This is a genomic window from Nocardioides sp. NPDC006273, assembly GCF_040613495.1.
GTDB lineage: Bacteria > Actinomycetota > Actinomycetes > Propionibacteriales > Nocardioidaceae > Nocardioides.
In genome coordinates this window covers 27,156-45,602 of sequence record NZ_JBEXSD010000051.1, presented here as the reverse complement: position 1 = coordinate 45,602, position 18,447 = coordinate 27,156, and the positions used below count along the sequence as shown (strand labels likewise).

Genomic DNA, 18,447 nt, shown 5'->3' with positions numbered 1-18,447 from the left:
ACGACCTTGACCTCGACCCGAGGCTTCGCGCCGGTCGTGCTTCGGCCGGTGATTCGGTCGACGAGGGTGTCGGCCATGACCTGGCCACGGGTCCGCTCGTCCCCAGCGGCCTGCGCGGCCTTCGCCGCCTGATCCAGCGCAGCGAATACGGCGACTCCGTCCTTGACCGGCAACAGCGCCCCGAGCCAGGTCATCGTGTCCGGGGCCGGCCGCCCGCTGACCCGGCGGTCTTTCTCCGCGTTCGCGGCACGGGCGACGACGGATTCCTGGTCCAGGGTGATCGCGAGCTTCTCGGCGGCGTTCTCGAGCTGCCGAAGCCCCATCGTCACCACCGCTGGCGGCTCACCGTCAGAGCCGAGGGCGCAGAGCTGGTAATCGATGACCCGGCGGTCCTCCAGAGCCAGGCAGGCGGTTTCGCGGGCGAGGATGGTGGCCTGCCACTGCGAGAACAGACCCGCCTTCATCAGGGTGAAGGTGTGTGGCATCTCGGTGAGGAGGATCTTCGCCAGTCCGAGCAGCTTGGCACCTTTGGCGGGCGAGACCCGCCGCGCCAACGCGATCTGGGAGGCGACACCTTCGCCGAGCTTCCGGGCAGGAACCCCTGCCTCGGCCTGCCGGACGCGGGTGGCCTCGTCGAGGCGTACCGCTGCTTCTGCCTGAACCGCCTCAGCGACGCACTTCACTTCTTCGAGCCGAGTGATCCAGTCGACCAGCTCACCCTCGGACGCGCCCAGCGGCGGCCCGGCAAGGAGCTGGTCGACGGTCTCGTTCATACGCCTGATTATATGCGACACGGCACCGCGGCGCCACCCGTTTTTGCTGGTCAGGCCTGATTTATGCAGTCCGCATACAAGCAACCTGATCCCCGCGCCACACCCTCGCCGCCGCCCCGATAATGGCGAAATCCTTTCTCGATCAGGTGCCGGGTCAAGGATGGCCGAAGGCCACCGCGAAGCGGCGGGCGAAGCCCGTTCTTGACGCGGCGCATGATCGAGAAACACTGGAGGAAGGGTCGGCGGCGAACCCAGAAACGAAGAAACAGTCGCCAAGCGAGGTTTCCCCGACGAGAACCGTGTTGGTCTCGACACGCCTCCGCCTAGCGGCTCCAGCGGCTCGACCAGCGGGGTAGGGCGACCAGCGGGGTAGGGCGACCAGCGGGGTAGGGCGACCAGCGGGGTAGGGCGACGAGCGGAACATCAACGCCCGACGGCATACCCCTGAGCGCCCCGAGCATTAGCAGCAGCAGAAAGCGTCCCAGTCTCCGGATCACGAGTAACCGCAGAAAGCCGCCCCAGCGACCAGTCTCCGCTCAGCTCAACAGCATGCCCCCGTTGCCGCAACCCCTCGATGATCGAAGCACCGAGCCGGTCCTCGAGCACCGCCCCAGCAGGATTCCAGGTGCGAGGCCAGAAGGAGCCGGGGAAGGATGTCGAGTGGAGCGCGGGAGCGTCGATGGCCTCCTGAGGCGAATATCCGCCGACGAGAGTGCGCAATAGGTAGAGCAGCTGCCACTGGTCCTGCTGGTCCCCGCCGGGAGAGCCGACCGCGGTGACGGCCTGACCCTCGCGGAGCACGAGGGTCGGAGTGAGCGTGGTCCGAGGCCGGCGCCCCGCACGAAGCGTGGAGGGCAGACCGGGCTCCAGCCAGGTCATCTGCAGCCGGGTGCCGAGGCAGAAGCCGAGCTCGGGGATCGTGGGCGAGGACTGCAGCCAGCCGCCCGACGGGGTCACCGCGATCATGTTGCCCCAGCGGTCGGCGACATCGATGTGGCAGGTGTCACCGCGGGTCTCGCCCTCTCGCGAGACGGTCGGCTCCCCCACCCCGGACGCGACCACACCCGGGTCGTAGGTCTCCCGCAACGGCGGGAAGGTCTTCGCGCCCAGGCCGGGCCTCACCTCGGACGAGGCGGCATCGGCGATCAGGGGTCGGCGGATCGCGGCGTACTCCTTGGACAGCAGAGTCTCGATCACGTCGGGATCGGCACCGTCGCCGTAGTGGGCGTCGCGGTCGGCGAAGGCGAGCTTGGTCGCCTCCAGGATCGTGTGCGCACCCTCCGGCCGGCTCGGGTCGAGCAGCGCGTCGTCCAGCGGCTCGAGCAGGTTGAGCGTCTGCAGCAGCACCGGGCCTTGGGTCCACGGCCCTGCCTTCGCGATCGTGCGGCCGCGGAACTCCGTCGTCACCGGCCTCTCGTACGCAGCCGAGAACTCGGCCATGTCAGCCGACCTGATCACTCCGGAATGATCGGTTCCGGAGGAGTGGCGGTGCGGGGTGCGTACGAACCGATCGATCGCCTCCGCGACGAACCCGCTGCCCCAAGCAGCACGGGCGGCGTCGATGCGCTCCGCACGGGTCGCTGCGGTGTCCCCAACTGCCACCAGCCGGTCGAGCACGGCGGCGTAAGCCTCGTTGTGGACCATGGTGTCGGGCTCGGGCGGCTGGCCGTCGACGAGCCAGTGGGCTGCCGAGGTGGGCCAGTGGTCGCGGAACAGATCGGCCACGGCGGCGATCGTGGAGACCGCCCGGCCCAGGATCGGGTGGCCGTTGCGGGCGTAGTCGATGGCGTAGGCGAGCACGTCTGCCAGCTCCCAGGTGCCGTGGTCGCGCAGCAGCATGAGCCAGGCGTCGACCGCACCTGGGACGGCGGCCGCCAGCGCCCCGGAGCCGGGGACCAGCTCGAGCCCCTCTGCCCGCATGTGCTCGACGGAAGCCCCCGCGGGCGCCGGCCCCTGACCCATCAGCACCGTCGCCTCGCCACCGGCGGGGGCGAAGATCCCGACCAGGTCGCCACCCGGCCCGTTGAGGTGGGGCTCGACGACGTGCAGCACGAACCCACCCGCGACCACCGCGTCGAAGGCGTTGCCTCCACGCTCGAGCACCGCCTGCGCGGTGCCGCTGGCCAGCCAGTGCGTCGAGCCGACCATGCCGAACCTCCCCAGCAGATCGGGACGGGTCTTGAACGCTGCCGGAGGGGTGTAGGAGGAAGGCACACCCTCAGGCTACGAGCGCGTACCGGGCATCCCGTCGGCGGCCCCGCGCCGGGATAGGGTCGCCGCATGAGTGCGCCAGCGGTCCGGGGCCGCCTGCAATGGTCAGTGGTCGTGCCGATCCTCGCACTGGTGGTGCTGGTCTTCGCGTGGCTCCGCCACGACCACTGGACCATCCTCGCCGTGGTGGGCGCCGTGCTGATCGGTGCGGTGCTGGGCGCGGTCCACCACGCCGAGGTCGTCGCCCACAAGGTCGGCGAGCCGTTCGGCTCGCTGATCCTCGCGATCGCGGTGACCGTGATCGAGGTCGGCCTGATCGTGATGCTGATGATCAGCGGTGGCGACAACACCAGCACCTATGCCCGCGACACCGTCTTCGCCGCGGTGATGATCACCCTCAACGGCATCGTCGGGCTCTCGCTCCTGATCGGAGCCCTCAAGCACGGCCTGGTCAGCTTCAACGCCGCCGGCACCGGGTCCGCGGTCGCCACGGTCATCGCCCTGGCCGGTCTCACCCTGGTGCTGCCGCGCTTCACTACGTCGGCGCAAGGCCCGCAGTACTCGACCTCGCAGCTCGTCTTCGCCGCCATCGCCTCGCTGGCCCTCTACGTCGCCTTCCTCTTCACCCAGACTGTCCGTCACCGCGACTTCTTCCTCCCGGTCACCAGCGACGAGCAGGGCCGGATGACCGGACTGGTCGACCTCGACGAGGACGGCCACGCCGACCCGCCCTCGGCGGGCGAGGCTGGCCTCAGCCTGGCCCTCCTCCTGGTCTCTCTCGTCGCCGTGGTCGGCCTGGCGAAGGTCCTCTCTCCCACGATCGAGAGCACTGTGAAGAGCCTCGGGTTCCCCTACGCCGTCGTGGGCGTCGTGATCGCCCTCCTCGTACTCGCTCCCGAGTCGATCGCCGCGGTGCGCAACGCCTCCCGGGACCGGGTGCAGACCAGCCTCAATCTCGCCTACGGCTCCGCGATGGCCTCGATCGGTCTCACCATCCCCACCCTCGCCGTCGCGATGATCTGGCTCAGCGGTCCCCTCGATCTGGGCCTCGAACCGACCCAGATCGTGCTGCTGGTCATCACCGTCTTCGTCACCGGACTCACCGTCGTCCAAGGTCGCGTCTACGCCTTGCAGGGATTCGTCCACCTGGTCCTGCTGGCATCGTTCCTGTTCCTGTCGATGCAGCCGTGAGCCGTTGCTGGCTGTGACAGCGGGAACGGCGTCAGATTGCGCGCAGGATCGCCGCCGCCTCCTGAATCGGCAGCTTCTCCTGCTCGATCCGGCGGAACCTGGCCGGACCCGCGGTGGCGACCATGTCGTAGGCCGCACGCTCTTCTTCGGTCAGCAAGCCAAGCTTGCGCTGTGAGGGCTTGAGCGGGATGCCGTCCTTGTCCTCACTCACGCCCTGCTCCTCGTAGCGGTTCATGGTGAAGACGTCCATGAAGATCGACGTAGCCTTGGGCAGAGCAGCACGGAACTGGTCCAAGATCGCGTAGCCATCCGCGTCCATGTCTCCCCAGTAGACGACCCGTTCGGCGTCACGGACCCACGGGATCTCCGCCAGCAGTGCGGTAGCCGCCGCGCCGCCGCCCTCGACGACGACCGTGTCAGAGACCTCCGGGAAGAACACTCGGCAATCTCGGTTCTCGACGACCAGGACGGTGTGCGGTGTGTATGGGATGTCGTGGCTGTCACCGGCAGTCCACGAGTCATGCTTGCGCGGCCGGTCGGGTCCAGCGAGGTAGACAGGGTCGATGTACGTCAGGTGGACCGCCGTAGGCCGCTTGCGCAATTCGCTCTTGAGATCACGACCAGTGAGGTCACGGATCAGCGACATGCGCTTGTCCAGCCACTTGGTGTGGACGCGAGGGATCGGAAGCTGACGAATACTCCACGCACTCACGTCGGGATGGTCCGCGAGCCAGTCAAGCACCCCAAGCAGGGCGCGCAGATCCGGTTCAGACAGAGCGATGGCCTTCTTGAGTGTGCTCGGGCTGAGCCCGGCTTTCCGCGAATGAAGATGCTTGGCGACACTCCTGGCTCGGGCCAGGTCAGTCCTCGTCGGCTCGCCGCCCAGAACGGACACTGCGGCTACAGCTGACTCCAGGTCAGACGCGTGGAGCGTCTTGGGGAAGTCGACCGCCTCGCCTCTTGCCACCGAGAGTGTCGACTCCGTCACCCAGCAGCCGACTCCTTCGGACGTCGGCAGCCCGAGCCGTCGCCACTCGGCCCGCCAGCCGCCCCAAGAGGCCAAGAGATGCCGCTCGACGATGGCGCCGCTGGTCACATTCGGGCTCAGCGGGACCTGGAACGGAAACGGATCACCACGGGTCTCCGCACAGATCGCCGCCGCCCACTTGTCCTTGACCTGCGCAGCGAGCCGGGAGCCCGCCTCGGCGGGGTTCAACAACCTTGGGATCATTTCGCCGGTATCTCCTCGAGTCCCACCTCGAGCTTCGGGAACGAGTGGCCCTCGGCGTCCTTGAGCACCGTGTACTGGACGTCGACGTGGGGCTCGATGGCGCTGTGCTTGTCGTTGGGGGCGCCGATGATGAGCTGGAACCCCAGACCCCGCCAGGCGCCGATGGCTCGGCCGGTGAAGCGGGCGTCGGCCTTGATCAGCGCCTCGTCGAGGAAGACCGGGGCGTAGCGCGGGCGCTCGGCTCCGGCGTCACCGAGCTGGTAGCGCAGCGCCGCGCCGACGATGAAGGCGACCAGCTCCTGCGACTCGCCACCGGACTTCTCGCCGATGTGGTCATAGAGGGCCACGTGCTCACCGGCGTCGGTGACTTTCTCGGCGCTGACGCGGACGTGGTTGCGTACGTCGATCAGGTCGGCGAAGTCAGGAGCCGTGCGGCGCATCCGGTCGATGAGCCGCGCCATCCGGGTGTAGGCCTGCTCGCGAGACTCGTTGGTCGCCGCCTTCTCGATGAGGTCGCGCACCGAGCGCAGCTCCTTGCGGAACCGGCCGCGCACCGCCGACTGACCCTCCTGGGTGTCGATGCGGAGCCGGTGGGCGTCGTCGTTGAACGGGAGCCCGGCGAGGATCTGGTTGATCGGGTCGATCCGGTCGCGGATCTCGCGCACCGCGCGTGACAGGGTCGAGTCGAGGTTCGTCAGGTCGTTGCCCGACAGCTTGAGCAGGGAGTCACGCCACTCGACCTCGAGCTCGTGCAGGCCGCTGGTCTCCAGCTCGTCGAGGAGGCGGTCGAAGTCGGCGTAGGAGTCCTCCGGGTCGGTGTGGAGGTTCGGGTTGGGCCAGCGTTCGACGAACGCCTCGAAGGTCTGCCGGAGCTGGCCGCGGGCGGTCCCGATCGTCTCCTGTGCGCCGGCCCGGTCTGCGGTGAGGCTCTCGCTCGCCCGGGCGAAGACCGCATCGAGCTCGGCGAGCGCGTCCTCGCGGCGGCCGGCCTCCTCGCCACCGGACGCCTTGAAGAGCTGCTCGAGATAGTCGGCCTGGGCGGCAGCGACGTCGGTGCCGGACGCCGCGGCGTCCTCCAGCGCGTCCTTGGCACGATCGACCTGCTCGACCACGTCGCTCCAGCGCTCGTCGAGGTCCTGGAAGCTGCTCTTGGCCGCGCCGATGCCCTCGCGTAGCGAGTCGACCTTGGCCCGAGCGCTCTTCAGGCGCTCCTGGAGCGTGGCGATCTCCGGGTTCTCGGCTGTGACCTCGGCGATCACCGAGGCCCACCGGTCCCGCTCGGCCTCGGCACCAGCCACGTCGACCTGGTCCCAGGTCAGCGAGGAGACCGCCTTGAAGGACGTACGCCGCAGGTCGAGCTGTTTGATGGCCCGCTCGGTCGCGATGACCACGCCCTTCGCGGCTTCCGCGTCCTTGCGGGCGGTCTCGAGGCGCTCGGTGAGGTCGGCGACGCGACGGGTGTTGGTGAAGCCGAGCACGTTGCCGGCACCGTGGCCGCCGTGCGCGCCCCGGGTCCCCTGCGAGACCTGCCCGGTGACCGTGAGCGCCATCCGGTGCTGGCCGAGCAGCGCAGGGGTCTGCACGCAGACGTAGCCGTGCCGCTCCCTCAGGCGCTGCTTGAGCCAGCCGGTGAACACGCCGCGGCGGTAGTCCAGACGCCCCGGAAGGGTGCCCTCGTCCAGCTGCTGCACACCCTCCTTCAAGCCGGTGGGGACGGCCTCGTAGCGGATCCGGGTCCGTTGCCGCACCGAGTCGATCGCGGCTCGGAAGGCGCCCACGTGAGCCGCGTCGACGAGCATCGTGGTGGCGAAACCGCCCAGCGCCAGGTTGAAGGCCTCGCGCCAGGCCTCGTGCTCGGTGCGCACCTCGATCAGCTCGCCGACGAACGGCATCTCCGCCGGGCTGAGCCCGGCCGCCTCGGCCAGCACCGCACGAGCGGCGCGCAGCGGCTCGGGAATGTTGTTCTTCGTCTTCTCGGCATCGGCGAGCTCGTCCTCGAGGCGGCCGACCAGCTCGACGGCGGCGGCCTCGGCAGACCGAGCCGCGGCGTACGCGTTGAGGGCGGTCGTGCGGGCATCGTCATCGACCAGGGCCTCCTGCGCGGCGGCCTGGAGGCTCTCGAACTCGGCGGGCGTGGTCGCCACGGCACCGAGTACGCCGAGCTCCTCGTCCAGGCCCTCGCGGGCGCGGCGTACGTTGTCCGCGCGGGTCTCGGCGGACCGGATCTCGCGGGTGGCCTCCTCGAGGCGCCGTCCGCCGGAGGCGGCGACCGTGACCGCGAGGCCGTCGCGCTCGGACTCGGCGGCCTCGACGAGCGCCTGCTTCTCGGCCACCGCCTTCTCCGCCGCACCCCTGCGGGCGCTGAGATCGGCCTCCAGCTCGCTGAGCAGGTCGACCCGCTTGCCGGCCCGCCACAGGCCCGCCGGGGTGGTCTCGTCCCCGAAGTCGCCGATCCCGTCGATGACCTCCAGTCTGGCGGCGGCGCCCTCGATGGCTGCGCGGTGCTCCCGGATCGGTGTCAGCGCACGCACCTGCTGCTGGGCGGTGACCATCCGGTCGCGGGTCGCGGCGAGCTCGTCGAAGTGGGCCACGACGCCGTCGGCGGTGGCGAGGGTCTCGGGCTCCTCGAGCACCATCTTCTTGTAGAGATCGTCGACCGTGGTGATCTGCTGCCCGGCCTGGATCCGGCCCAGCAGGTTGACCGCCTTCTCGCCGTCGCCGGCCGCGCCGATCCCGAGCGCAGAATGGATCCGCGCCGTGAAGTCACGGTCGGTGTCGATCGGGGTCAGCCCGACCTCGGAGACCGAGGCGCGCGTGAACCGGTGGGCCGCGACCGGCTCCAGATCGCGTACGTCGAAGCCTGCCTCGGCCACCGCCCGGAGCTTGGTCACGTCGTCGAGGTTCTTGGCGGACGCGGGGACATACCAGGCCCGGACCGCGGTGAAGCGGGAGCCGGTCTGGTCCGCCCAGGTCATCGCGATCGCCGACCAGGTGTCGCGGCCGTCGCCGCGCAGCACCCGGATCCTGGTGCCCTCGGCGGTCTTCGCCTCGTCGATCTTGCCGCGCGCGTAGGAGAGGATGTTGCGCTGGTCCTGACCGCGCGGACGGCCAACCACGCCACCGTTGGAGGCACCGTTGAACGGCGTCGTGTGCGGCATGATCAACGCGATATAGGCGTCCATCAGCGTCGACTTTCCCGACCCGGAGCCCCCGGTCAGCAGCGTCGCGGTCGGCGAGAACCGCACCCGGTGGGCGCCGTCGTAGCCGCCCCAGTTGACCAGCTGTAGCTCGCTCGCGACCCACTGCCGCCCGGTCGAGCGCGCCGGGATGAGGCCGAAGAGTGTGTCGATCATGCTCATTCTTCGATCTCCTCGTCATCGTCCTCGCTGGTCGAGCCGACGGAGCCGCTAGGCGAAGGCCCCATGGAGTCGGGCTCAGTGAGACCAACACGGTCCCCCTCGGCGCTCGATTCGACTGTGTTGGTCTCGACACGCTCGGCCGCAGGCGGCCTCACGGCTCGACCAGCCGATTCCCTCAGCCATTCCTTGAGCTCGGCCAGCTTCTCGACACTCAGCACGATCTCGACCAGGGGTGTGATCCGGAACCGGTCCTCGGACTCCTCCTCGATCAGCCCCTCCCGGGCGAGCCGGTCGACCGCCCGGCGGATCTCGCGGCGCGCGGAGGCGTCGCCGCTGGCGACGTCGAAGTAGGTGAGCACGGTCTGCTCCAGCTCGTCGGCGTCGACGCGCGCGGAGCTCTCGCCCGCGCCGCGCTCGCGCTGGAAGACGGTGCGCAGATGGACGAGCACGAGCGTCTCGGCGCGCGAGTAGGCGTCGTCCTTGAGGAGCACCGGCACGTCCAGCTCCTCCGAGCGCACCTGCCGCTTGTAGGCGATCCCGCGGTCGTGGTCGACGACGAGCCGGACGAACAGGTCGTGGAGGCGCGACTCGATCACCGCCTGGTGGTCGAGCAAAGTACGCCACTGACGCGGGTTCCGCTCGGCCGTGATGAACCGGCGGCGCAGCAGCTGGACCAGCACCCGGCGTACGTCGGCGTCGAGGACACCGTGGTCGCCGACGAAGAGCTCGGTCGGGTCGTCCTCCATCGAGACGGGCTCGATGAAGCCTTCCGGCTCGCTGCCATAGGCCACGGAAGCTCCGGTCTCGGTCTCACTCATCGTCGCCATCCTCTTCGCCTGCCCGTTCGTCATCTGTCGCCGCTGTTGGGCTGAGTCTCACCCCGCCGAAGGCGAACCTGCGGCGCACCCCGTCTGCCCGGACGGCCTCGATGGTGGAGATCTCCCCCGTCTCGCTCATCCCACGGCGGTGGGCGACCTCCAGCAGCCCGAGCAGGTCGACCGGCCGCCGGATCTCCTCCGGCGCGGCCGCGAAGACCTCGGCCAGGTCGATCGCCTCCTCGCTGGCACTGGCCGCGACGTAGGCGTCCAGATGGGCCTCGATCGCCCGGTAGCCCGGACCGCCCCACGACCTGGTGTCCTCGACGGCGCTCTCCACGTCACCCCAGTCGGCCAGCGGTGCCGGCGGCTCGGGCGGACGCAGCTCACTGACGGACTGGCGCAGGTGGCCCAGGTCGGCGACCGGGAGCCGGCGCAGCGGCTCGACCGCCTCGGCGGTGCGCGAGGACGGCATCCACGCCTGGAGCCCGACCATCACATCGCGCAGCAGGTCGTCGACCTGCCGGTCGCGGGCCGGGTCGTGCGTACGCACCTGGGTGGTGATCACGTGCGAGGCGGTCTGCTGGGCCGCCAGGACCTCCGCGACACCGGTCTCGATCCGGCGCCCGACCGCGGCCAGCTCGGCGCGCTCGGGCGGGACCATCTCTCTGGTGAACCGATGCCGCAGCACCGTCCGCAGGTTGGTGGCGAGGTCGTCGAGGCGGCGCGGGTCGCCGATCATCCGCAGCGCGCCCGCGAACGCCTTTCCCTCGGGGGTGGAGGCCATCACGTCCTTGCCGCGCTGGAGGTACTCGCGCAGGACCTCGCCGGCCGGACGTACGTCCTGGCGCAGGTCGGTCACCACATCACGCTGCATCGCCCGGATCGACTCGACCACCCGCGCGAAGTCGGCCGGGAGCTCGCGGGTCAGGTGGAGGATGTTCTCGGCCTGCTCCAGCAGGGTGTCGTCGTCGACCGTGTCGACCACACCGGTGCGATCCAGACGGGCGATCTCGGCGCGCCGCTCGGCAATCTCCTCGGTCAGCCGGGCGACCCGGGTCAGCACGTCGGGATCGGCGTCCTGGGCGAGCCGCTCGACCGCCTCCAGGAGGGTCCGGACCCGCGACTCGGAGACGCGTGCCCGCGACCCGCTCGCCCGTCCGGCGATCTCCAGCGCACCCACCGCGTGGGCGGAGAGCCGGTAGACCTCGTCCTCGCCCTCGATCTGGCGCAGCAGCCAGCCGGCGCGCACCCACTGACGGCACAGCTCACGGGCCGTGCCCACCGGGAGCATCACCTCGCCGCTCTCACCCTCGGCGTAGCCCGTGGCGCGGAGCCGGTCCAGCATGTCGCCGATCTCGGCGTGCGCGTCCACCACCGGCACCGCCGCTCGATCGGAGGTGAACGTCACCGACAGCACCGCCACCACGAACGGTGCGAACCGACCGTGCAGGAGGTCGAGCATCGGGTTCTTGAAGGCGGCCAGTGCCCCGGCGTACGCCGCCTCGACGCGAGTCTCACTCATCGGCAGATACCGTACGCGGCACCGCCGACAACGCCACAACGCCACAACGCCACAACGCGAACCGTCGGGAGCATCCCGGATCTCTTCCAGCGCGCGATTCCTTCGGCGCGTGCACGCCGCGGGCTGAGAATTCGGTTGCCACCTGCCGCATAGTGGTCGCATGCGGGTTCGTACCTTCTCTGTCTTCGTGGCCACGATGGCCCTGATCGCCCTCTCCGGCTGCGCCGGCGCCCCGGAGACCCCGGACTCGGCGAAGGGCGGGTCGGCTGCCGCCTCGCCGTCCGCGAAGCCGCTGGCCGCCGACATCGCCCCCGCCGACGGAGCCAAGGACGTGCCGGTCGACAGCACCGTCACCGTCACCGCGACCTCGGGCGAGTTCACGAGCGTGAAGGTGGCCAGGCCCGACGGGAGCACCGTGCCCGGCTCGCTCTCGACGGACAAGACGAAGTGGACCGCCAACGACCTGCTCGACCCGGCGCTGCGCTACACCGTGACCGCCACCGGTGAGACCGGCACCGTCACCAGCAGCTTCACCACCCGCTCGCTCTCCCTGGCGCAGCAGACCTTCGCCACCATCGTCCCCGTCGACGGCACCAAGGTCGGCGTCGGGATGCCGGTCGCGGTCTACTTCGACGTCCCGGTCAAGGACCACGCCTCCTTCGAGAAGCGTATGCACGTCACCTCCACCCCGGCCCAGGCCGGCTCCTGGTACTGGGTCTCCGACAAGGAGGCCCGCTACCGCCCGCAGCAATACTGGAAGCCCGGCACCACCATCAAGGTCGACCTCGACATCAACGGCGCCTCCGCCGGAGCCGGCGTCTACGGCCAGCACAGCCGCACCGCCACCTACAAGGTCGGCGACGCCCACATCTTCAAGGTCAACGCGCGCACCCACCAGATGAAGGTCTTCAGCAACGGCAAGCTGCTGCGTACGATCCCGATCACGACCGGCAAGCCCGGCTTCACCACCCGTTCGGGGATCAAGGTCATCTCCGAGAAGCACCGGGTCAAGGAGATGCGCTCAGAGACGATCGGCATCTCCGACCAGAGCTCCAGCGACTACTACTCCCTCGACAACGTCGAGTACGCCATGCGGATCTCCAACTCCGGCGAGTTCATCCACGCAGCGCCGTGGTCGACCGGCTCCCAGGGCAACGCCAACGTCTCCCACGGCTGCACCGGCCTCTCCACGGCCAACGCCGGCTGGCTCTACGGCCTGGCCCGCGTCGGCGACATCGTCGACACCGTCGGCACCGACCGGAAGATGGAGTGGGACAACGGCTTCGGCGACTGGAACCTGTCCTGGGCCGAATACCAGAAGGGCTCCGCGCTCTAGGCCGCCAGGCCGTTGCGGCAGCCGAGCATCATCTGCCGGTGGTTCCAGGTGAGCACCGGACGCAGCGCGATCGAGGCCAGCCCGAGTAGACCGCGTACGACGACCTCCTGCTCGAACACCATCCGGCTCCCGCCCGGGGCCGGTGTCAGCGTCCACCGCGCGAAGCCGTCCAGGTCCCCGCCGAGCCCGACCTCCAGCGTCGGCAGATCCCGGCTGACCGCGTGCAGCACGATCTCCAGGTCGTAGGGCAGCCTCGAACGGCACACCAGCAGCGCGTCGTCCTCCCCCAGCTTCGCCACCGCCCGCACCTGCGGCCACCACTGCGGATAGCGCTCCACGTCGACCAGCACGTCCCGCACCGCCTCCGCCGGCATCGGCAGCTCCCAGGTCTCGGCGAAGGCGTAGTGCGAGGGCATGAGGCCAGTGTGCACCGGCCCCGATCACCTCAGGAGCGCCGCGACCGCCTCTCGGCCCTGCTGCGGCGAACTCGCGGCGAGGGCGGCCTCGGCGGCGGTGCCGCACAGCCCGGCTGTCGCTGACCCGAGCCGGGCGCCGACCGCGGCGACGGCTGCGGGGGCCATCGACAGCGAGGTGATACCGAGGCCGACGAGCACCGGCGCGAGCAGCGGGTCGGCGGCGGCCTCACCGCAGATGCCGACGGGCTTGCCGGCCGTACGCCCCGCCTCGGCGGTGATCGCGATGAGCTGCAGCACTGCCGGCTGCCAGGGGTCGGTGAGGTGGGCCAGATCGGTGGCGAGGCGGTCGGCGGCCATGGCGTACTGGGTCAGGTCGTTGGTTCCGATGGAGAGGAAGTCGACGACCTCCAGCATCCGACGGGCCATCAGCGCGGCTGCCGGCACCTCGATCATGACGCCCGGCTTGAGGCCGCGGGCACGGACCAGAGCGGCGAAGTCGGCGGCTTCCTGGACGGTGGCGACCATCGGCGCCATCACCCAGGTGTCCGCGCCCGTGCGCTCCGCGGCGATCGCGATGGCATCGAGCTGGCGCTCCAGGAGTCCGGGGTTGTCGGCGGCGAGCCGCAGGCCACGTACGCCCAGGGCCGGGTTCTCCTCGCCCTCGTGGGTGGCGAACGCGATCGGCTTGTCCGAGCCCGCGTCGAGGGTGCGCACGACGACATGGCCGCGACCCGCGAACGGTTCCAGCACCTTGGTGTAGACGTCGGCCTGCTCGCTCACGGTCGGCTCCTCGCGCTGGTCGAGGAAGCAGAGCTCCGTGCGGAAGAGCCCGACACCCTCGACCTGGCTCGCGGCCGCGTCGCGGGCCGAGGAACCGTCGGCGACGTTGGCCAGGAGCGCCACCGGGTGGCCGTCGGCCGTACGGCCGGGGCCGGACCAGGTGGCAACGGCCCGACGCCGGGCGAGGTCGGCCTCGGCCCGGATAGCGGCTTCTGGGCCCGGCTCCAGGTCGACGATCCCGGCCTGGCCGTCGACCAGGACCGGAGTCCCTGCGGCGACGCCGGTCGCCCCGGCCACGCCGACGAGGCAAGGGATGCCGAGCTGGCGGGCGATGATCGCGGTGTGGCTGGTGGGGCCGCCCCGCTCGGTGACGAGCGCGACCACGCGGGCAGGGTCGAGCGCGGCGGTGTCGGAGGGTGCCAGGTCGGCGGCGACCAGCACGCATGGGCTCTCCGGCAGATCCACCCCGGGTTCGGGCTCGCCGGCGAGGTGGGCGAGGACCCGGCGCTCGATGTCGCGCAGGTCGGTGACCCGCTCAGCCATCAGGCCACCCATGCCGCTGAACAGGGTGACGAACTGGTCCACCGCCGCTCGGACGGAGGCGACCAGCCCCTCCCCCGCGCGCAGGTGCTTCTCCACGGCGACCCTCAGCCCCTTGTCCCGGGCCAGGCCGGCGCTCGCGCTCAGGACGGAGGCGGCTGCCCCGGACGCGGTCTCCGCCCGGCGTGCGTACCCGTCGGCGACGTCGGTCGCAGCCGCCGCGTAGGCCGCGAGGGCGTCCTCGGGCTGGTCGAACCCGCGCCGTTCGAAGGCCTCCAGCGCGGCGGGATCGACCTCGGTGCGCACCACGTGGACGGGGGCCAGCACGATCCCCGGGACCACCGGAGTGCCGGAGAGGACAGATGAGCGAGACGTGACCATAGCCACAAATATCTGCCCAAACCCCTTGACTAGTCAACACATTCGGACATAAAACAACACATGTGGGCATCTGAAAGTCAGAAACCCACCCGAAACCACATCGACCGAAGGAGGCCGCGATGTACGCCGAGGAGCGACAGATCGCGACGGCCCGTCTCGTCGCCGAGCGCGGGCGGATATCCGTGGCCGACATCGCCGAGCGCTTCGAGGTCACCACCGAGACCGTGCGGCGCGACCTCTCCACCCTGGAGCGCCGAGGACTGGTGCGCCGGGTCCACGGTGGCGCGGTGCCCGTGGAGACCATGGCCGTGCTCGAGTCCGCCCTCGGCGAGCGCGAGCAGACCTACACCGCGCAGAAGGACCGCATCGCCCAGGCCGCCCTCTCGCTCCTCCCCACCACCGGCGGCACCATCGCGATCGACGCCGGCACGACGACCAGCAGGTTCGCCCACGCCCTTCCGCGCGACCATCAGCTCACCGTGGTGACCCACGCGGTCCCGGTCGCCGCCATGCTGGCCGGCAGCGCGCAGATCGAGCTCCACCTGCTGCCCGGTCGCGTCCGACCGGCCACCCAGGCCGCCGTCGGCGCCGAGACCGTCGACGCGCTGAGTCGCCTCCGGGTCGATGTCACCTTCGTGGCCACCAACGGGCTGACGCTCGCCCACGGCCTCTCCACCCCCGACCACGAGGAGGCCGCGACCAAGCGCGCGCTGGTCAACGCCGCTCGCCGAGTCGTGTGCCTCACCGACTCCAGCAAGATCGGCGTCGAGACGACGCTCCGCTTCGCCGCGCTGGGCAACGTCGACGTGCTCGTCACCGACAGCGACATCGACGACGACGTCGCAGCCGAGCTCCGCGAGAGCGGCCTGGAGGTGCTGATCGCGTGATCATCACCCTGACCGCCAACCCGAGCATCGACCACACCGTGGTCCTCACCAGCCCGCTTCGCCGCGGCGAGGTGCTGCGGGCCCGCACCACCACGTCGCAGCCCGGCGGCAAGGGCGTGAACATCTCCGGAGCCGCGTACGCCGCCGGAGTTCCCACCCGCGCCGTGGTCCCCTGCCCCGACCTCGATCCGATGATCACCGAGCTGCGCGCCACCGGCCTCGACGTGGTCGCGGTCGGGCCGGCCGGCCGGCCACGGATCAACACCACCGTGACCGAGCCTGACGGCACCACCACCAAGCTCAACGGTCCCGGCGCCACCACGACGCCGGCGCTGCTCGACGCGCTCGCCGCCCGGCTCATCCAAGAGGCCGAGCGGGCCCAGTGGGTGGTCCTCGCCGGATCGCTGCCGCCGGGGACACCTGCCGGCTGGTACGCCGAAGTCGTGGGCGCGCTCCGCTCCACCGGCGCTCGCATCGCCGTCGACACCAGCGAGACCCCCCTCGAGGCGCTCGCCGCGGGGCTCCCGGCCGGCGCACCCGATCTGCTCAAGCCCAACGCCGAGGAGCTGGCCTCCATCACCGGTTCCGACTCCCTCGAGGATCCGGCCACCGCAGCCGCGGCAGCCCGGACCCTGGTCGACCGCGGCATCAGCGCCGTGCTCGCGACCCTCGGGGGAAAGGGTGCTGTCCTCGTCTCCGCCGAAGGCACCTGGCACGCCACCCCGCCGCCCATCGAGGTCGTCAGCACGGTCGGCGCCGGGGACAGCTCGCTGTTCGGCTATCTCCTCGCCGACCTGCGTGGACTCGCCGCCCCTGAACGTCTCGGGCTCGCCGTCGCGTACGGCAGTGCAGCCGCCGGCCTCCCCGGCACCACCCTCCCCACCCCACCCCAGGTCCGAGCGGACCTCGTGTCCGTCCGCGATCTCGACCCCATCACCGGAGGACTCTGATGTCCGCACTCATCGCCCCCGAGCTCGTCGCTCTCGACGCCGATCTCGGCCCTGACAAGCACGACGTCATCCGCGCCCTCGCACAGCGCGTGGCCGACTCCGGCCGGGCCACCGACCTGGACGCGCTCGTCGCCGATGCACTGGCCCGGGAGGAGGTTTCCGCCACCGGCCTCCCCGGCGGCCTGGCGATCCCCCACTGCCGTACGTCGGGGGTCGACGAGCCCGTGGTGGCGTTCGCGCGGCTCTCGCCTCCGGTCGACTTCGGCGCCAAGGACGGCCCGGCCGACCTGGCCTTCCTCATCGGGGCACCTGCGGGCGGTGACGCCACCCATCTGACCATCCTGACCAAGCTCGCCCGTGCGCTTGCCCGCCCTGAGTTCGGCCAGACCTTGCGCGAGACCGACTCGGCCGCGCAGGCGGCCCAGACCATCCTCGCCACGGTCAGCGACGAGCCAGCACCTGCTCCGCCCGCGGCGCCGGCTCCGGCAGTGACGGAGAAGCGCTCCCTGGTCGCGGTGACCGCCTGCCCGACCGGCATCGCGCACACCTACATGGCGGCCGAGGCCCTCCAGGCCGCGGCCGCGCGGGCGGGGGTCGAGATCGCGGTCGAGACCCAGGGTTCGGCCGGCGCGACGCCCCTTCCGGCAGAGACGATCGCCGAAGCAGACGCCGCCATCTTCGCCGTCGACGTCGGTGTCCGCGACCGGAGCCGGTTCGCCGGAAAGCCGCTGGTCTCCTCCGGGGTGAAGCGTCCGATCGATGACGCCGACGCGATGATCGCCGAGGCGCTCGCTGCCGCCGCGGACCCGAACGCCGCGCGCGTGGAATCCGGCCGGAGCGACTCCTCCGAGACCGCCACCACGACCTCGGAGAGCTGGGGCGGCCGCACCCGCCGGATCCTGATGACCGGCGTCTCCTACATGATCCCGTTCGTCGCCGCCGGCGGTCTGCTGATCGCGCTGAGCTTCCTGCTCGGTGGCTACGACATCACCGACGTCTACGGCGCGATCATGGTCGACAACACTCTGACCAACCTCCCCGACGTACAGGCTCTCGGCCTCGAGCACGCCCTGTTCGACAGCGCCCTCGCCGTCTACCTGGGCGCGCTTCTCTTCGTCATCGGCAAGACCGCGTTCATGCTGTTCATCCCGGCGTTGGCGGGCTATATCGCGTACGCCATCGCGGACCGCCCCGGCATCGCCCCGGGCTTCATCATGGGCGCGCTCGCCGCGAACCTGTTCGGTGTCGCCAATGCCGACGGCGTCGCGGCACCCGCGACCGGCTTCCTCGGCGCGATCGCCGGCGGCGTGCTGGCGGGCGTGATCGCCCACTGGGTCAGCCGCTGGCGGGTGCCGAGCTGGGCGCGGGGCCTGATGCCCGTGCTGGTGATCCCGCTGGTGACCTCGATCCTCGCCGGTCTGGTGATGATCGTGGTGCTCGGAAAGCCGATCAACTGGCTGATGGAGCGGCTCACCGACGGCCTCGCCGCCCTCGACGGCACCAGTGCCGTCGCACTCGGCGCGGTGCTCGGCCTGATGATGGCCTTCGACATGGGTGGCCCGCTCAACAAGGTCGCCTACAGCTTCGCCGCCACCGGAGTCGGTGCCGCCTCGCTGGCCGCCGACTCCCCCGAGCTGCGGATCATGGCCGCGGTCATGCTCGCCGGGATGGTCCCGCCGATCGCGCTGGCGCTGGCCACCGTCGTACGTCCGCAGCTGTTCACCAACGCAGAGCACGAGAACGGCAAGGCCGGTTGGCTGCTCGGCGCCTCGTTCATCACCGAGGGAGCCATCCCGTTCGCCGCGGGCGACCCGATGCGCGTCATCCCGGCGATCATGCTCGGCAGCGCGGTGACCGGCGGCCTCTCCCAGCTCTTCGAGGTCGGCGTCCGCGCACCTCACGGCGGCATCTTCGTCCTCTTCGCCGTCACCAACATCCTCGGCTACCTGATCGCGCTGGCCGCCGGCGTGATCGCCGGCGCCGTCGCCGTGATCGCCCTCAAGTCCATCGGTCGCGCTCCGGTTCCTGCCGCCGCGACCAGCTGAGCTTCAA

The 18,447-nt window shown here is 70.6% G+C and carries 13 protein-coding genes; 5 read left to right on the top strand and 8 right to left on the bottom strand.

The genetic code is table 11. The features are described 5' to 3' along the window. On the bottom strand, positions 1–773 hold a 773-nt coding region (locus ABZZ22_RS20240), incomplete at its 3' end, for a DUF222 domain-containing protein (RefSeq protein ID WP_354934890.1). A 423-nt stretch (positions 774–1,196) separates the two neighbouring features. Beyond that, the gene (locus ABZZ22_RS20235; RefSeq protein ID WP_354934897.1) at positions 1,197–2,921 is read right to left on the bottom strand and encodes a gamma-glutamyltransferase; all 1,725 of its coding nucleotides are present in this window, start codon (positions 2,919–2,921) and stop codon (positions 1,197–1,199) included. A 132-nt stretch (positions 2,922–3,053) separates the two neighbouring features. Here ABZZ22_RS20235 and ABZZ22_RS20230 point away from each other — a divergent pair, with 132 nt between their 5' ends. Continuing rightward, entirely contained in the window at positions 3,054–4,175 is a 1,122-nt protein-coding gene (locus tag ABZZ22_RS20230) for an ionic transporter y4hA (protein ID WP_354934887.1), read from the top strand. A gap of 31 nt (positions 4,176–4,206) precedes the next feature. On the opposite strand, the gene ABZZ22_RS20225 is transcribed toward ABZZ22_RS20230, so the two are convergent. The 4 genes from ABZZ22_RS20225 to ABZZ22_RS20210 are packed head-to-tail and all read right to left on the bottom strand — an operon-like array spanning position 4,207 to position 11,105. Then, complete coding sequence (locus ABZZ22_RS20225) at positions 4,207–5,406, bottom strand: Wadjet anti-phage system protein JetD domain-containing protein (RefSeq protein ID WP_354934884.1); 1,200 nt, start codon at positions 5,404–5,406, stop codon at positions 4,207–4,209. Further along, positions 5,403–8,765: an SbcC/MukB-like Walker B domain-containing protein gene (locus ABZZ22_RS20220; protein WP_354934881.1), complete on the bottom strand. Its 3,363-nt coding sequence runs from the start codon at positions 8,763–8,765 to the stop codon at positions 5,403–5,405. Before ABZZ22_RS20220 ends, ABZZ22_RS20225 begins: the two co-directional genes overlap by 4 nt. Then, positions 8,762–9,583 (bottom strand): DUF4194 domain-containing protein, encoded by an 822-nt coding sequence (locus tag ABZZ22_RS20215; RefSeq protein WP_354934878.1) that lies wholly within the window; start codon positions 9,581–9,583, stop codon positions 8,762–8,764. The genes ABZZ22_RS20220 and ABZZ22_RS20215 overlap by 4 nt, the downstream gene beginning before the upstream one ends. Further along, complete coding sequence (locus ABZZ22_RS20210) at positions 9,576–11,105, bottom strand: DUF3375 domain-containing protein (RefSeq protein WP_354934875.1); 1,530 nt, start codon at positions 11,103–11,105, stop codon at positions 9,576–9,578. The genes ABZZ22_RS20215 and ABZZ22_RS20210 overlap by 8 nt, the downstream gene beginning before the upstream one ends. A 160-nt stretch (positions 11,106–11,265) precedes the next feature. Between ABZZ22_RS20210 and ABZZ22_RS20205 the strand changes: the two genes are divergently transcribed. Next, positions 11,266–12,441, top strand: a complete 1,176-nt coding sequence (locus tag ABZZ22_RS20205; RefSeq protein WP_354934872.1) for an Ig-like domain-containing protein — start codon at positions 11,266–11,268, stop codon at positions 12,439–12,441. On the opposite strand, the gene ABZZ22_RS20200 is transcribed toward ABZZ22_RS20205, so the two are convergent. Next, positions 12,438–12,857, bottom strand: a complete 420-nt coding sequence (locus ABZZ22_RS20200) for an SRPBCC family protein (protein ID WP_354934869.1) — start codon at positions 12,855–12,857, stop codon at positions 12,438–12,440. The two genes, ABZZ22_RS20205 and ABZZ22_RS20200, sit on opposite strands and share 4 nt — an antisense overlap. Positions 12,858–12,881: 24 nt before the next feature. Next, entirely contained in the window at positions 12,882–14,558 is a 1,677-nt protein-coding gene (gene ptsP / locus ABZZ22_RS20195; RefSeq protein ID WP_354934866.1) for a phosphoenolpyruvate--protein phosphotransferase, read from the bottom strand. 119 nt (positions 14,559–14,677) lie between these two features. Here ptsP and ABZZ22_RS20190 point away from each other — a divergent pair, with 119 nt between their 5' ends. The 3 genes from ABZZ22_RS20190 to ABZZ22_RS20180 are packed head-to-tail and all read left to right on the top strand — an operon-like array spanning position 14,678 to position 18,440. Then, the gene (locus ABZZ22_RS20190) at positions 14,678–15,445 is read left to right on the top strand and encodes a DeoR/GlpR family DNA-binding transcription regulator (RefSeq protein ID WP_354934863.1); all 768 of its coding nucleotides are present in this window, start codon (positions 14,678–14,680) and stop codon (positions 15,443–15,445) included. Continuing rightward, positions 15,442–16,395: a hexose kinase gene (locus ABZZ22_RS20185; protein WP_354934860.1), complete on the top strand. Its 954-nt coding sequence runs from the start codon at positions 15,442–15,444 to the stop codon at positions 16,393–16,395. Before ABZZ22_RS20190 ends, ABZZ22_RS20185 begins: the two co-directional genes overlap by 4 nt. Continuing rightward, positions 16,392–18,440: a fructose-specific PTS transporter subunit EIIC gene (locus ABZZ22_RS20180; protein ID WP_354934893.1), complete on the top strand. Its 2,049-nt coding sequence runs from the start codon at positions 16,392–16,394 to the stop codon at positions 18,438–18,440. Before ABZZ22_RS20185 ends, ABZZ22_RS20180 begins: the two co-directional genes overlap by 4 nt. The last annotated feature ends 7 nt before the right edge of the window (positions 18,441–18,447 follow it).

Bases quoted from the DNA above. Each gene is read 5' to 3' on its own strand.
- ABZZ22_RS20235 (WP_354934897.1), bottom strand. From the start codon at position 2,921: ATGGTCGGCTCGACGCACTGGCTGGCCAGCGGCACCGCGCAGGCGGTG.
- ABZZ22_RS20230 (WP_354934887.1), top strand. From the start codon at position 3,054: ATGAGTGCGCCAGCGGTCCGGGGCCGCCTGCAATGGTCAGTGGTCGTG.
- ABZZ22_RS20225 (WP_354934884.1), bottom strand. From the start codon at position 5,406: ATGATCCCAAGGTTGTTGAACCCCGCCGAGGCGGGCTCCCGGCTCGCT.
- ABZZ22_RS20220 (WP_354934881.1), bottom strand. From the start codon at position 8,765: ATGAGCATGATCGACACACTCTTCGGCCTCATCCCGGCGCGCTCGACC.
- ABZZ22_RS20215 (WP_354934878.1), bottom strand. From the start codon at position 9,583: ATGAGTGAGACCGAGACCGGAGCTTCCGTGGCCTATGGCAGCGAGCCG.
- ABZZ22_RS20210 (WP_354934875.1), bottom strand. From the start codon at position 11,105: ATGAGTGAGACTCGCGTCGAGGCGGCGTACGCCGGGGCACTGGCCGCC.
- ABZZ22_RS20205 (WP_354934872.1), top strand. From the start codon at position 11,266: ATGCGGGTTCGTACCTTCTCTGTCTTCGTGGCCACGATGGCCCTGATC.
- ABZZ22_RS20200 (WP_354934869.1), bottom strand. From the start codon at position 12,857: ATGCCCTCGCACTACGCCTTCGCCGAGACCTGGGAGCTGCCGATGCCG.
- ptsP (WP_354934866.1), bottom strand. From the start codon at position 14,558: ATGGTCACGTCTCGCTCATCTGTCCTCTCCGGCACTCCGGTGGTCCCG.
- ABZZ22_RS20190 (WP_354934863.1), top strand. From the start codon at position 14,678: ATGTACGCCGAGGAGCGACAGATCGCGACGGCCCGTCTCGTCGCCGAG.